Below are 13,684 nucleotides of genomic sequence, written 5' to 3'. Positions count from 1 at the left end.
CGCCGCGACTGCGTTGCCGAGCTTGACCTGCCAATGAGGCAGGCGCTGCGCTCGGGCGCCTTGTCGCAACGCATTTGACCTTGAAAGTCTTTCCAGGGCGAACGCGATCCGCGAGAGGTTATGCAGAGCTTCCCTAGTACTGCCAGGCGCCGGTAGACAGCCCGCAGCGTTCATACGCGGCGGGCTTTTTTACGCGACCGCTATACAACGCAGGCCGGCCTGCTGGACGGATGCGTGCGCGTTCAAGGATGAACCCGGGCCGAGCCTTGTTCGATCAGCCGTCACGACCCATCGGCGGGCCGTCGCGACTCACCCGTCGAGCGCGATGAGGCCGCGCTGTAGCGTCGCCATGATCGCCGGCTCACACCGTGCCGGCCTATGCCCCGGCTAGTCGCTCCCGGCGAGCGCGCTCAATACCGCACCCATGGCATCGATCCCGTTGGCAAACATCTGCCCGAACAGACCGCCGAGTTCGGGAACCATGAAGAACAGAAGCACGATGCCCGAGAGCAGCGTGAGCGGGAAGCCGATCGAAAAGATGGACAGCTGCGGTGAGGCACGGTTGAGGATGCCCAGGGCCATATTGATGGTCAGCAATGCCGTGACAAGCGGCAGCGCCAGCCCCAGGCCGGCACTGAATACCGTGCCGCCCCAACGCACCAGCGTGTACCAGCCTTCTGGGTCGAGCGTGCCGGCACCGATGGGTAGCTCGAAGAAGGTGAAGGCGAGCACCCGGATCATCATCAGATGGCCATCGAATGCCAGAAAGAACAGCAGCGCGAACACGTTCAGAATTTGTGCCAGCACCATGATGTTCGCGCCCATGGCGGCCGAATAGAACGAGGCGAAGCCCAGACCCATCTGCAGGCCGATATAGTCGCCCGCGGCGCGCACGGCCGCGAACACCACGCGCATGACCAGACCCATGGCAATGCCGATAAGAATCTGTTGAACGATCAGCCATACGCCCACATAGGACACCGGCGGGATGTCCGGCGGCGGCGGCAGCGTGGGTGCGATGATGAATGCCAGCAGAACCGCAACGCCGACCTTGGCAACTCGTGACAGGCTGTTCTCGCCCAGGATGGGCGCCACGGCGACGAAAGCCAGAATACGCACGAACGGCCAGAACAGCGACATCACCCAGGGCGTGATCTGGCTCGTGGTGAACTCGATCATGGCTGCAGGCAGCGCTTAGCCGATCAGGCCGGGGATGCTCAAAAACAGATTGCGGGTGAAATCCTGGATCAGGCCGAGCATCCAGGGGCCGGCAATGATGAGCGCGGCGAAAACGGCCAGGATCTTCGGGATGAACGACAGCGTCATTTCGTTGATCTGGGTGGCGGCCTGGAACAGGCTCACGATCAGGCCCACGAGCAGCGCGGTCAGCAGCAAAGGCGTGGCCATGAGCAGGGTTACTCGCATCCCCTGATAGGCCAGTTCCATGACGGTTGCGGGACTCATGCGCGTCTGCCCCCTAGCTCATGAAGAAGCTGTCGGCCAGCGAGCCGATCAACAGCGTCCAGCCGTCCACGAGCACGAACAGCATGAGCTTGAACGGCAGGGAGATCGTGGCGGGCGGCACCATCATCATGCCCAGCGACATGAGGACGCTGGCCACCACCAGGTCGATGATCAAAAACGGGATGAAAATCATGAAGCCGACCTGAAAGGCCGTCTTCAGCTCGCTGGTTACGAACGCCGGCAGCAACAGCCGCAGCGGCACGTCCTCCGGACCCTGCATGGGCGGAATATCGCCAAGATTGGCGAACATGGCCAGATCGCTTTCCCGCGTCTGGCGCAGCATGAACTCACGCAGCGGCTGTACGCCGTTCTGCAGCGCTTGTTGAAAGGTGATTTCGTCGCGCGACAAGGGTTCGTAGGCCACGTCGTAGATGCGCTCGAATACCGGCGACATCACGAAGAACGTGAGAAACAGCGCCAGTCCAAGCAGCACCTGATTGGGCGGTGCGGTGGGTGTACCGATCGCGCTGCGCAACAGGCTCAACACGATGATGATGCGGGTGAAGCCGGTCATCATCAGCAGCACGGCCGGCAAAAACGCCATCGCCGTGAGCAGTACGAGCGTCTGGACCGACAGTGTCCAGGACTGGCCGCCATCCTGGAGCGGGCGCGCGACGACGCCAGGCAGCGCGCCGGGCTCCTGGGCGCCTACGGCAAAGCTTGCGGTCAGCGCCAGCAGGGCCAGCAGCAGGCGTATCGGCAGGCGGGCCATCAGCGGCCCCGGTCGTTACGGCTAAAGCGCGACCCGGCGCGGCGCAGATTCTCGGCGAGCGCTTCGCCGAAGCTCGGCGTGGCGCGGCCGCTGCCCGGTTCGGGCTTGTCGCGCTCGCCGGCCGGCATGCTGTGGAGTTTGTTGACGCTGTTCGGGGCGACGCCCAGCACCAGCCAGGTGTCTTCGACTTCGACGACCACAACGCGTTCGCGCGGGCCCAGGCTCTGGCTGGCGATGATGTCCAGCGAGCGTGCGCTGCGGTTGCGATAGGGGCCAAAGCGCTTGAGCAGGGCGCTGCAGACGAAGATCAGCGCTATCACCGCGATCAATCCCAGCGAGGTGCGGCCGATGCTTTCCATGCCCAGCGAGCTATTGGCACGGGGCACCGCGGCCGAGGGCGTGTCCGCGCCCGTCTGGGTCTGGCCGTGGAGCCAGTCGGCCGAACCGGTACGCGGCGCATCCTGCGCCGCGTTCATGGTCTGTTGTGCCTCGTCGTCGTTCATTTGTTGAGTTTATGAATACGTTCCGAGCGGGTCACGATTTCGGTGATACGGATGCCGTATTTCTCATCGACCACGACCACTTCGCCCTGGGCGATGAGATAGCCGTTGACCAGAATCGACATCGGCTCGCCGGCCAGGCCATCGAGTTCCACTACCGAGCCCTGGGCCAGATCGAGCAGTTCGCGAATGGTCAGACGTGTCTGGCCCAGTTCCACCGACAGGGTGACCGGGATCTCCATGATCATGTCGAGTTCGCGCGGCGTGCCGGCCTTGGCCTCGTCGGCCAGTGGCTTGAACACGCTATCGCCGGCGCTGGTGGCTTTGGAAGACGACGTGGCCTTGCCGCCCGTCTCGACTTCGGCCTGTTCGGCCATGGCCTCGCCCCAGGCATCCTCCATGCTGTCGCCTTCGCTGTTCGGCTGTTCGCCGGTCTGTTCGGCGAGGGCGGCGGCCCAATCGTCGTCGGCGCCGCTCTGGGCCTTATCGTCGTTCATTTTTTCGGTCCCTGGTTGGACTTTGAAGCCTCTTGGTTGATGACACGGGTTACGCGTAGCGCCTTGCGGTCGTTGAGCCGTCCGTAGTCGCATTCGAGTACCGGCACGCCGTCAACGCGGGCAGTGATGGCACGGGGCAGGTCGATCGGCAGAACATCGCCGACTTCCAGCTGGGCGATCCGGCCGAGCGTGGTTTCGATTTCGGTGAAATCGGCCACCAGCCTGATATTGCTCTGCTTGATCTCGCCGGCCAGCTGCTGCGTGCGCTGGCGCTCGTCTTCCGGATCGCGTTTTTGCAGCGGTCCGGACAACAGATCCTTGATCGGTTCGATCATGGAATAGGGCATGCATATCTGGAAATCGCTGCCGAACGCGCCCACCTCGACATGAAACGTCGAACTGATCACGAGCTCGTTGTCGTTGCTGGTGATGTTGGTGAACTTCACCTGCATTTCGGCGCGCTGATACTCCAGCTCTACCGGATACACGCTCTTCCAGCCTTCCTGATAGCTTTCCAGCGCCAGCGAAAGCAGTCGTTGAATGATGCGTTGCTCGGTATGGGTGAATTCGCGGCCTTCCGAGCGGGTCAGAAACCGGCCGTCGCCGCCGAACAGGCTATCGACGACCAGATAGACCAGGTTCGGCGGAAACACCACCAGCGCATTGCCGCGCAGCGGCTTGATGCTGATCAGGTTGATATTGGTCGGCACCGGCAGATTGCGGGTGAAGTCCTTGTATTTCTGGATCTTGAGCCGCCCGACCGTGATATCCGCATTGCGCCGGATCAGGTTGAACAGCGACATGCGAAACCGACGTGCGAAGCGCTCGTTGATGATGTCGAACGCATGCAGGCGTCCGTGCACCACGCGCTGCTGGTCGTTGGGGTCGAACGCGCGGATGCGCTTGCCGCCGTTGTCCTTGCTGCTCGCAGACGGCTCCTCGTCGCCGCTGACGCCCAGCATCAGCGAGTCGATTTCGTCCTGCGAAAGCATGTCGTCGTTGGACACGATCGCTGCCTATTGAACGATGAAGTCGGTGAAGAGGACTTCCTGCACGCCAATGGCGTCTTCGTCCTCGTAGAAAGGCCGGGCGATCGCCACCTGCAGCGACTCGGCCAGCGATTGCTTGCCGCTTGCGCTGGTGAGGTTGTCGGCCTTTGTATCGGCGATAGTCATGAGAATACGGTTGCGGACCTCGGGCATGTGTTCGGCAAGCTGTTCTGCGGCCTTGCTGTCGTCGACCTTAACCGCAATACGTACGTAAAGGATACGCCCGCGCGGATCGCTGAGGTTGGCCGTGAACGGGTCGATCTGCACGAACACCGGCGCGGGCTTGGGCACGGCCGGCGCGTGGGCCGGGGCGGCGGCTTCCTTGTCGCCGTCGTTCATGAAGAAATAAGTGCCGCCGATCGCCGCGCCGGTCACGATGACCAGCGCCAGCGCCATGATGATGAGCCAGAGCATGCGGTTGCTGCCGGGGGCGTTGGGGGGCGAAGTGGCCATGGGCGAGGATTATCCTTGAAAGTGAGTCAGCGGCCGGGGCCGCCGTATGGGCGACTAGAGTCTGAGAACGCTAGCCTTACAGACCCTAGGCGAAGATGTCGATGCCGCCGTCGAGCGTGCGTCCGGCCAGCGTCGTCACTGCCACCGGTGCGGTCAATGCGTCCACGCTTGCGACGTCCCCGCTATCGGCCGATCCGGCGCCGGCCTGAGCACGACCGTTGCCGTTGTTGTTCGACGAATTCGGGTTCGCGCCCTGGTCGCTGACCGACGTCTGGCCGAGATTGATCCCGCTTTCGGCGAAGGCATGACGCAGCTGCGGCAATGCGGCTTCGACCGCGGCACGCACGTCCGCATGCGCCGAGGCGAAGTGCAGCTGGGCCTGTTCACCCATCTTGAGTGATACGTGCAGCTGGCCGAGTTCGCGCGGGTAGAGCGTGAGTTCGGCCGCGCCGTCGCCCAGGTGGGTCAGGCGCAGGGCCTGCTGGTTAATCGCCTGTTTCCAGGCTTCACTGCCCAGCGGCGCCTGTACGCTGGCCGCCAGGGCGGCCGGCTGGGCGGCCGGGGTAAAATTGCTGCTCGCCGCGGTTTGCACGCTGCTCGCCGCGCTCGCCAGTGATTTCAGGTCCAGTTTGTCGGCAAATTCGCCGTCGCGACCGGGCTGCAGGAAACGCGTGCCGCGGCCGGGCTGGAACGTATCCCCGGCAAAGGCGGCCCAGGCGGCCGGATTGCGGGTATCGGTCGGCGCATTCTGTGCGGCGGCTGCCATGCGGGCCCGATCGCCGGTCAGGGCGTCTTCGCCCTGCTTGGCCAGCCCGTCGCGGTCGGCGGCGAATCGCAGCGCGCTGTCGGCCTGCTTGTCGCCGCCCTGCAGAGCGCGTGCATCCAGCAGGCGGGTACGGACCCCGTCGTCCGCAGCGTCGGCCTGTGCCTGCGTGGCGGTCTGAAGCGAAAGCTGCACGTCGGCCGAGGCCGGCGCCAGACGCGCCAGGCCGTTATCCGATGCCGGTTTCGCCGATGACGGCGCTGTGCCGCGCGGCTGGGCCGACACGGCCTGGCCAATCCAGCGCATGTCGGCGAATACGAGCGCCTCGTTTTCGCCCGCGGCTTCGCTATCGGCAGGCGTGTCGCTATCGCGAGCCGGTTCGAGTTCAGTTGCGGGTTCGGCTGCGAGCGCGCCGTCGCGCGACGCACCGCGATCGAGTGCGCGCAGCTCGGCGGTCGCCTTGTCGTCGCTGCGCGCGTCCGGGGCGCGCTTGTCCGTTGCGCCGTGGCCCAGTGCGCGCAGCGCGCCGCTCGACGTATCCGACAGCGGCGCGTTGGGCCCATCGAGGACCAGACGCTGGTCTGCCTTGCGCGCGTCCAGCTGGGTTTCGCCAAGGGCTTGCGGTGCCAGCCCACCGGGGGCGGCCGCGTGTTTGGCGGACGCCTGGTCGGGCCGGCGGGCCGTGTTGGCAGCGCGCGTATCGGCCTGGCCATGGGTCTGGCTATGATCCTGGCCATGCGCTTGGCGACGATCGGCCAGCACGGCCGAGAAGCTGAGCTTGCCTTCGGGCTGGTCGCCGGATGCCGCATTCTTGGCACCGGTCTCGGCCGGCGCTGTTTTTGCAGCAGTGAGAAGCTGAATACTCATGACGCGATTCCCGTGGGCGGCGAACGTTATTGATAAAGGCCGGCAGAGAGCGCGCGGCTGGCGAATTCGTCGGTCTGGCGTTGCTCGCGGCGGGCTTCGGCCTGCTGGGCCGCCTCGCGGCGACGCACTGCCAGTACATCGTAGGAATTCAGGCGTTTCTGGCGGTCGCGCCAGTCCTCGTTGCCATGCTCGACGCGGCGCTCGCTTTGATTGACCGCGCCGCGCTGCTGTTCGATGGCATGCTCGAGGGAGGCGATGAAGCGCTGGTAATTCTGAAGCGTGGCAATGCTCATGCCCATTGCCATGGCGTCGTCGAGACGGCGCTGATATTCGGCGTGATAGGTCAACAACGCTTCGAGCTTCTGTTCGGTCTGCTGGTGATCGCGACGCAGACGCCCGAGCGTGGCGGCGGCCGCGTCGCGGTCGTCGGTCGCCAGGTCGATCAGGGTTTCGAGTGCGGAAGTCTTGGCCATATCAGTGCGTGGTTCTCTGCGGTAACAGGTCCGCCAGTTGCTGGCTGGCATGGTCGAAATCGGCGCGTTGATTCATCGATTGCTGCAAAAAGGCTTCGAGCTGCGGATACATTTCGATGGCCTGGTCGAGCAACGGATCACTGCCCTTCGCGTAGGCGCCCACGCTGATGAGGTCGCGGTTGCGCTGGTAACGAGAGAGCATCTGCTTAAAGTACTGGATACGCGACAGATGCATTTCATCGATAAGCGCGGTCATTGCGCGGCTTATCGAGGCTTCGATATCGATGGCCGGATAGTGGCCGGATTCGGCGAGCTGGCGCGACAGCACGAAGTGCCCGTCCAGTATGGCGCGCGCGGAATCCGCAATCGGGTCCTGCTGGTCATCGCCCTCGGTGAGCACGGTATAGAAGGCGGTGATCGATCCCTTGCCGGGGGCGTCGTTGCCGGCGCGCTCGACCAGTTTGGGCAGTTTGGCAAATACGGACGGCGGATAGCCCTTGGTCGCCGGTGGCTCGCCGATGGCCAGCGCGATCTCGCGTTGGGCCATGGCATAGCGCGTGAGCGAGTCCATGATCAGCAGCACGTTTCTGCCGCGTTCGCGAAAGTCTTCGGCCAGGCGCGTCGCATAGTCCGCGCCCTGCAGGCGCAGCAGGGCAGAGTCGTCGGCCGGCGCCGCGACCACCACGGCCCGCTTGAGGCCTTCGGTGCCGAGGATGTTGTCGATGAAGTCCTTGACCTCGCGCCCGCGCTCGCCGATGAGGCCCACCACGATGACGTCGGCCTGGGTGAAGCGGGCCATCATGCCCAGCAGCACGCTCTTGCCCACGCCGGAGCCTGCGAACAGGCCCAGGCGCTGACCGCGTCCGACCGTCAACAGGGCGTTGATCGCGCGTACGCCGACATCCAGCACGTCGTGGATAGGCTCGCGATCGAGCGGGTTGAGACGCGGCGCCGCCAGCGTGGCATGGGCCGCGTCGTGCAGCGGGCCCCGCCCGTCGAGAACGCGCCCGCGCGCATCGACCACGCGCCCGAGCAGGCTATCTCCCACCGGCACGCGCTTGCTGCCGATGGCCTGTGCCCCGGGCGGGGGCAGGGTGGCCCACACGCGCGCGCCCGGCACCATTTCAGCCGTGTCCACAAACGGCATCAGCAAGAGTTTTTCCTGATTGAAGCCCACCACCTCGGCCTCGGCGAAGTCGCTGCCGCCGCGGATTTCGACAATACAATGGGCGCCCAGGGGCAGCTGCAGCCCGACGGCTTCCAGCACCAGCCCGGTCGCACGCGTCAGCCGGCCGCCCTGACGGGTGCGCGACAGATGGCTGACCTGTTGGCGGGCCTCGCGCAGGTCCTCGAGCCATTGCGCTACAGGGCTGGGGGTGCTGGTCATACGTCTTCTCCGTGGCCGACGGTGTGCAGCAGCCGCTCCCAGCGGTCGCCCACGGTGGCATCGATGGCGCGCTGTTCGCTTTCAATACGGCAGTCGCCGCGGGCCAGGCCCATGTCGGGGCGCAGTTCCCAGCCGGCGGCCTGCAGCGTCTGCGCCAGATGCGATTCGACCAGCGCATGATCTTCGATATTCACATACAGCGTCGGCTTGCCGCCGATGGTGGCGTTCTCGGCCATCAGCGCTTCGATCTCCTCGATGATGTGTTCCGGCTTGAGCTCCAGCGCGCGGCCGGCGAGCTGGTGACCGGCTTCTAACGCGAGTTCCACCAGCTCGTAAGAGACGTTGTCGTTGAGACCGTTGACGGCCGTGCGAAATGCTTCGCTCAATTCGCGTATGGGGGCGAGCAGGGTGTCGAGCTCCGCGGCCAGGCGTTGTTCGTGTTCTGCCTTGGCCTCGGCCCTGCCTTCGGCACGGCCTTGCGCCAGGCCTTCGGCATAACCCGACTCGTGGCCCTTGGCGACGGCTTCTTCCTTGGCCAGCTCGAATAGCGCGAAGCTGATGCCGTCTTCGCGCCGTCGTGCCGGCGTATCCCCGGCATCGCCTCCATCCCGGTGGGGCACACGCCGTTCCAGCGCGCCCATCTGCCAAGGGCGCCATGCGTCCTTTCTCGCGCGGGACCGATCAGACATATTCGTCGTCGTCACTGCTCAAGGTGATTTCGCCAGCGTCGGCCAGACGGCGCACGGTCTGCAAGATCGCCTTGCGCTCGGTCTCCACCTGCGACACGCGAATCGGGCCGCGCATCTCCATGTCTTCGCGCAGCATTTCGGCGGCTCGATTGGCCATGTTCGAGGTAAAGCGCGAGATAAGCTCTTCCGGCGTGCCCTTGAGCGCGACCACCAGGCTGTTCTGGTCCACTTCCTGGAGCAGGCGCTGAATGGTGCGATCGTCGGCGCTGGCCAGATCCTCGAACACGAACATCTGGTCGATAATCTTCTGGGCCAGATTGTCGTCGTGGGCACGCACGCTCTCGAGCACGCTTTCCTCGTTGGCCGAGTTCATCAGGTTGAGAATCTCTGCGGCGGTCTGCACACCGCCCATCTTGCTACGCTTGAGGTTCTGGCCGTCGAGCAGGCCGGACAGCACTTCCGTGAGTTCCTGCAACGCGGCCGGCTGCACGCCGGAGAAAGTGGATACGCGCAGTACCACGTCGTTGCGCAGGTGCTCGTCGAAGTGCATGAGCACTTCCGCGGCCTGGGCACGTTCCAGGTGCACCATGATGGTGGCGATGATCTGCGGATGCTCGTCGCGAATCATTTCGGCGACGACCGTCGGCTCCATCATGTTCAGCGCATCGATGCCCGTGCCTTCCTGGGCATCGAAAATATCCTCGAGCAGGCTGGCCGCCCGCTCGGCGCCCATGGCCTTGGTCAGCACCGAGCGGATGTGCTCGCTCGAATTCATGCTCACGGCGCTGACCTGCTCGAATTCCTCGTGGAAGTTGTTCAGGACTTCGCTGATCTTTTCGTTCGAGATGTTGCGCAGGTTGGCCATGCGCATGCCCAGTTCCTGAGCGTCGCGCGTGGACAGGTGTTTGAACACGTCGGCGGCGGTGTCTTCGTCGAGCGTCATCATCAGGATGGCGCTGGACTCACTGCCGGTTTCGTTGAACATTTGTCTAGGCATTGCTATGCATCCAGCTCTTGATGATGGCGGCGACGAGTTTCGGGTCGTTCTTGGCGGCTTCGCGGGTCGTGGTCAGCAACGCATCCTGCTGGCGTCGCTTGCCACGGCCGGCTTCGATGGCCGCGCGCAGGTCTTCATTGCCTTCGTCCGACTCCTCGGCCACGGCGCCGGCTTCGGCTTTTGCATCGGCCAGGCGTACCGGGGCACGCGGCACCTGGTCGAGCAGCGGCTTGACCAGTCGACGCCATACGATCCAGGCAGCGATGGCCAACAGCAGATACTTGACCGCGCTCTCGACCATGGCGATGAGCTGGCGATCCTGCCACCACGGCACGCCCGGCTCGACCACGTTCTCGGGCTGGTCGGTGAACGGCATGTTGATGACTTCAAGCGAGTCGCCACGCGCCACCGAAAAGCCCATCGCTTCGCGCACCAGGCTCTTGATCTGGTTCATCTGTTCTTCGGCCAGCGGCATCGGCTGCATTTCGCCTTCGGCGTTCGCCTGCATCGGATAGTTGACGACCACCGCAGCCGACAGCCGTTGAACCTGGCCGCTTTGCTCGCGGGTATGGCGAATGGTGCGGTTGACCTCGTAGTTGATGGTGGCGTTGCTGACCGTGGAGCCCTTGGCGCCTTCAGCATTATTGTTGTTGTTGGCGGTGGTGGTGGTGTTCTTGTTGTTGATGGGCGAATCGATTTCCGGGCTGGGCTGGTTGCTCAGCGCGCCGGGAACGCCGCCCGTACCCGGGCCACCGTTCGAGCGCGTGGCGCTGCGCTGTTCGCTGCGGATTGCGGCCTGGGTAGGGTCGCCATTGGGTGCGTAGAGCTCTTCGGTCTGTTCGTTGGAAGAGAAATCCACGTCGGCGACCACGCGCGCACGGATGTTGTCGCGGCCGACGATGGGCGCGAGGATGGATTCGATTCGGTCGCGGTAGCTGCGCTCGATCCGGTCGACGTATTCCAGCTGTGAGCCATCGGTGGCATTGCCCGCGGTGGCGGCATTGTCGGACAGCAGTTTGCCGGAGCCGTCGACCACGGTGACGCTTTCGGTGGGCAGGTTGGTCACGCTGCTGGCCACGAGGTTGACGATCGCCGTTACCTGGCCTTCGCCCAGCGCGCGACCGCGATAAAGGTCGAGCACGATGGAGGCGCTGGGCTTTTCGCGCTCGCGCACGAATACCGAGGATTCGGGGATGGCCAGATGAACGCGCGCCTTGGCGACCGCGTCCATGCTTTCGATGGAACGTGCCAGCTCGCCTTCGAGCGCACGCTTGTAGTTGACGTGTTCGGCGAACTGGCTGATGCCGAAGGACTGGTTGTCCATCAGCTCGAAGCCCACGCCGCCGCCGTTGGGCAGGCCTTCGCCGGCCAGGGTCAGGCGCGTACGGTCGATCATGTCGGTGGGCACCATGATCGTGTTGCCATTGCCCGCGAACTCGTAGGGCACCTGCATCTGTTCGAGTTTGGCGATGATTTCGCCGCCGTCGCGGTCGTTCAAGTTCGAGAACAATACGCCGTAACTAGGACCCATGGACCACATCGCCATGGCCACCAGCAGGGTCACGGCTATCGCGACACCTACAATCAACGGCAGACGCGGGTTTGCGCGTAGCTGCTCCAGCACGCCGGGCTTGGCCTCGGCTGCTGCGACTGCCGTATCCGCTGTCGCCATGCTCTTTCCTCGTTGCTTGATGTGCGATTGCCGCGGCTGTTGATAGTCGAGCCCGGCCCCTGGGTGCTGCCGTTGATGCAGCGCGCGTGCGCCGCAGCCCCAGCAGGACGAAGGCCATTATTCAGCACCGCGAGAAAATCAAAGGACGAATAAGCCCTCTTTTTGGGCGGCAATTGGGCGGATTAGATCGCTTGCGCCTGCGCTACCCTGCAATTCGTCAAATGGGGTGCCGTGCCAATTCGGCCAACGTACCCCGGTCGCATTTCACGAGGGTAGGGCTCAATGAGTATCTCGGCAGTCAATCTCAACAGCGTGCTGCAACAGCTTCAGGCCACGGCGAATCAGGCCGGCCCCGGTGGCGTTCAGCCAGGCGTGCAGCCCGGTGCACAGGCAGTGGCGAAAAGCGGCGAAAAGACGGAAGCCGTGGATTTCTCCAACGCGCTGGTCGCCGCGATCGACCGCATCGATGGCATGAAGCAGAGCGCTGTGGCCCAGGGCCATGCGTTCGAGCGCGGGGTGCCCGGGGTTGGCATCAACGATGTGATGGTCGACATGCAGAAGGCGGGGCTCGCCTTCGAAATGGGCGTACAGGTGCGCAACCGCGTCGTGAGTGCCTATCGTGAGATCATGAACATGCAGGTATAGCGCTGTTCACGCGCTGCAACGAAAAGAGGGCGCCCTGGGGCGCCCTCTTTTTTTGTCTCTTGCGAGACGATCCGCTGCCTAGCGGAGCAGGGAGAGCACGCCCTGGGTGCTCTGGTTGGCCTGGGCGAGCACGGAGGTACCGGCCTGCTGCAGGATCTGGGCCTTGGACATGTTCGACACTTCGGTGGCGTAGTCGGCATCGGTGATGCGCGAGCGGGCCGAGGAGATGTTGATTTCGGTGGTGGAGATATTGTTGATCGCCGAGTCCAGACGGTTCTGGACCGCACCGAGATCCGAGCGCAGATCGTCGACCTGCTTGAGCGCGCTGTCCAGGGCCGCCAGCGGGTCTTCGTTACGGGCCGAAAGGGCGTTTTCAGTATCGACCGTGAGCGAAATCGTCGAATCGCTGCCATCGGCGGCGGCGCCGATATTCACGTCACTGCTTGTCACGCCGTAGATATTACCGCCCGACGCGACGAATAGATCGCCATTATCGTCCTGCTGAATCGTCGCAGCAGCGACTGGGTCACCATTCTGATCGGTGATCGTGACGGTGCCGTTGGTCGCTACGTCGGCGGCGGCGACATCGGTCGTGCCGTCGGTGGCCTTGAAGGTTGCAGCATCCAGGCCGTCGCCGGCGGCATCGGCAAAGCCGTTCACGTTGTAGCCGTTCAGGCTCAGCGAGGCCGAATCCATGTTCTCCAGGTTGATGGAGATGGTCTGGTTGTCCTTGTCGCCGACCTGGATCTTGATTTCGGTCTTGGAGCCGTCGAGCACCTTGGTGCCGTTGAAGGCGGTCTGTTCGGACACGCGATCGATCTCGCCGAGGCGCTGTCCGATTTCGTTCTGGATCGATTCCAGGTCGGACGCGCTGTTGGTGCCGTTGGCGGCCTGCACGGTCAGTTCACGAACGCGCTGCAGGTTGTCGTTGATCTGGTTGAGCGCGCCTTCGGTGGTCTGGGCCAGCGAGATGCCGTCGTTGGCATTCGAGGAGGCCTGCTTGAGACCGTTGATCTGCGAGGTCATGCGGTTGGAGATGGCCTGACCGGCGGCGTCGTCCTTGGCGGAGTTGATCTTGCTGCCCGAGGACAGACGCTCGATGGCGCTGTTCAGGGTCTTCTGGGACTGGTTGAGGTTCTGCTGGGCGGTCAGCGACAGCGTATTGGTATTGATCACGAATGACATGTTGCACTTCCTGTGTCTGAGTCTATTTTTACTGGCCGGATAGCTTCAGTGAGCTTTGTCGCGGCGTCATTGCGTGCCGCTGAAGTGCATATCGTCCGCGAGCGTGATTCCTTTAAATTCTGCTGAGCCTCATGAACAAGCAGGAACGGCTTACCCGATACCTGTTTGCTGCTCTTCGTGATGTGCTCGCTAAAACGGCGTTGTGACCGCTTCAATAAAAAGGGCGCCCGAAGGCGCCCTTTGTTTCGCGTAAGCGAATCGATATAGCCGC

General features: G+C 63.8%; 16 protein-coding genes. 1 reads left to right on the top strand and 15 read right to left on the bottom strand.

The features are described 5' to 3' along the window. Nucleotides 1–387: 387 nt before the first annotated feature. The 13 genes from fliR to fliF form a co-directional block, all read right to left on the bottom strand. On the bottom strand, nucleotides 388–1,179 hold the full coding sequence (gene fliR, locus ABNU97_RS14860; RefSeq protein WP_348767464.1) for a flagellar biosynthetic protein FliR: 792 nt from the start codon (nucleotides 1,177–1,179) through the stop codon (nucleotides 388–390). 15 nt (nucleotides 1,180–1,194) lie between these two features. After that, entirely contained in the window at nucleotides 1,195–1,464 is a 270-nt protein-coding gene (gene fliQ / locus ABNU97_RS14855) for a flagellar biosynthesis protein FliQ (RefSeq protein ID WP_348767463.1), read from the bottom strand. 13 nt (nucleotides 1,465–1,477) lie between these two features. After that, nucleotides 1,478–2,239 carry a flagellar type III secretion system pore protein FliP gene (gene fliP, locus ABNU97_RS14850; protein WP_348767466.1) on the bottom strand — a complete coding sequence of 254 codons (762 nt, stop codon included), beginning with the start codon at nucleotides 2,237–2,239 and terminating at the stop codon, nucleotides 1,478–1,480. Next, complete coding sequence (gene fliO, locus ABNU97_RS14845) at nucleotides 2,236–2,739, bottom strand: flagellar biosynthetic protein FliO (RefSeq protein ID WP_348767462.1); 504 nt, start codon at nucleotides 2,737–2,739, stop codon at nucleotides 2,236–2,238. Before fliO ends, fliP begins: the two co-directional genes overlap by 4 nt. Continuing rightward, nucleotides 2,736–3,233: a flagellar motor switch protein FliN gene (gene fliN / locus ABNU97_RS14840; protein WP_348767461.1), complete on the bottom strand. Its 498-nt coding sequence runs from the start codon at nucleotides 3,231–3,233 to the stop codon at nucleotides 2,736–2,738. Before fliN ends, fliO begins: the two co-directional genes overlap by 4 nt. Then, nucleotides 3,230–4,240 (bottom strand): flagellar motor switch protein FliM, encoded by a 1,011-nt coding sequence (gene fliM / locus ABNU97_RS14835; protein ID WP_348767460.1) that lies wholly within the window; start codon nucleotides 4,238–4,240, stop codon nucleotides 3,230–3,232. The genes fliN and fliM overlap by 4 nt, the downstream gene beginning before the upstream one ends. A 9-nt stretch (nucleotides 4,241–4,249) precedes the next feature. After that, complete coding sequence (fliL, locus tag ABNU97_RS14830) at nucleotides 4,250–4,735, bottom strand: flagellar basal body-associated protein FliL (RefSeq protein WP_348767459.1); 486 nt, start codon at nucleotides 4,733–4,735, stop codon at nucleotides 4,250–4,252. A gap of 85 nt (nucleotides 4,736–4,820) precedes the next feature. Continuing rightward, nucleotides 4,821–6,365, bottom strand: a complete 1,545-nt coding sequence (locus ABNU97_RS14825; RefSeq protein ID WP_348767458.1) for a flagellar hook-length control protein FliK — start codon at nucleotides 6,363–6,365, stop codon at nucleotides 4,821–4,823. Between the two features lie 26 nt (nucleotides 6,366–6,391). After that, nucleotides 6,392–6,838: a flagellar export protein FliJ gene (fliJ, locus tag ABNU97_RS14820; RefSeq protein ID WP_348767457.1), complete on the bottom strand. Its 447-nt coding sequence runs from the start codon at nucleotides 6,836–6,838 to the stop codon at nucleotides 6,392–6,394. Between the two features lies 1 nt (nucleotide 6,839). Beyond that, nucleotides 6,840–8,225 carry a flagellar protein export ATPase FliI gene (fliI, locus tag ABNU97_RS14815; protein WP_348767456.1) on the bottom strand — a complete coding sequence of 462 codons (1,386 nt, stop codon included), beginning with the start codon at nucleotides 8,223–8,225 and terminating at the stop codon, nucleotides 6,840–6,842. Continuing rightward, nucleotides 8,222–8,914 carry a flagellar assembly protein FliH gene (locus tag ABNU97_RS14810; RefSeq protein ID WP_348767455.1) on the bottom strand — a complete coding sequence of 231 codons (693 nt, stop codon included), beginning with the start codon at nucleotides 8,912–8,914 and terminating at the stop codon, nucleotides 8,222–8,224. Before ABNU97_RS14810 ends, fliI begins: the two co-directional genes overlap by 4 nt. Beyond that, nucleotides 8,907–9,899, bottom strand: a complete 993-nt coding sequence (gene fliG, locus ABNU97_RS14805; RefSeq protein ID WP_348767465.1) for a flagellar motor switch protein FliG — start codon at nucleotides 9,897–9,899, stop codon at nucleotides 8,907–8,909. The genes ABNU97_RS14810 and fliG overlap by 8 nt, the downstream gene beginning before the upstream one ends. A 4-nt stretch (nucleotides 9,900–9,903) precedes the next feature. Beyond that, entirely contained in the window at nucleotides 9,904–11,583 is a 1,680-nt protein-coding gene (fliF, locus tag ABNU97_RS14800) for a flagellar basal-body MS-ring/collar protein FliF (RefSeq protein ID WP_348767454.1), read from the bottom strand. A 282-nt stretch (nucleotides 11,584–11,865) separates the two neighbouring features. On the opposite strand from fliF, the gene fliE reads away from it, so the two are divergent. Beyond that, nucleotides 11,866–12,228, top strand: a complete 363-nt coding sequence (gene fliE, locus ABNU97_RS14795) for a flagellar hook-basal body complex protein FliE (protein ID WP_348767453.1) — start codon at nucleotides 11,866–11,868, stop codon at nucleotides 12,226–12,228. A 78-nt stretch (nucleotides 12,229–12,306) separates the two neighbouring features. Here fliE and ABNU97_RS14790 read toward each other — a convergent pair whose 3' ends face one another. Both ABNU97_RS14790 and ABNU97_RS14785 read right to left on the bottom strand, forming a co-directional pair. Beyond that, a complete protein-coding gene (locus ABNU97_RS14790) occupies nucleotides 12,307–13,413 on the bottom strand; it encodes a FliC/FljB family flagellin (protein WP_348767452.1) in 1,107 nt (368 codons plus the stop codon). Beyond that, nucleotides 13,401–13,684, bottom strand: a 284-nt coding sequence (locus tag ABNU97_RS14785) for a hypothetical protein (protein WP_348767451.1), incomplete at its 5' end; no start/stop codon positions are given. The genes ABNU97_RS14785 and ABNU97_RS14790, both read right to left, overlap by 13 nt.

The sequence above is a fragment of the uncultured Salinisphaera sp. genome (genome assembly GCF_964012375.1).
GTDB lineage: Bacteria > Pseudomonadota > Gammaproteobacteria > Nevskiales > Salinisphaeraceae > Salinisphaera.
This window is presented reverse-complemented; position numbering and strand designations above follow the sequence as displayed.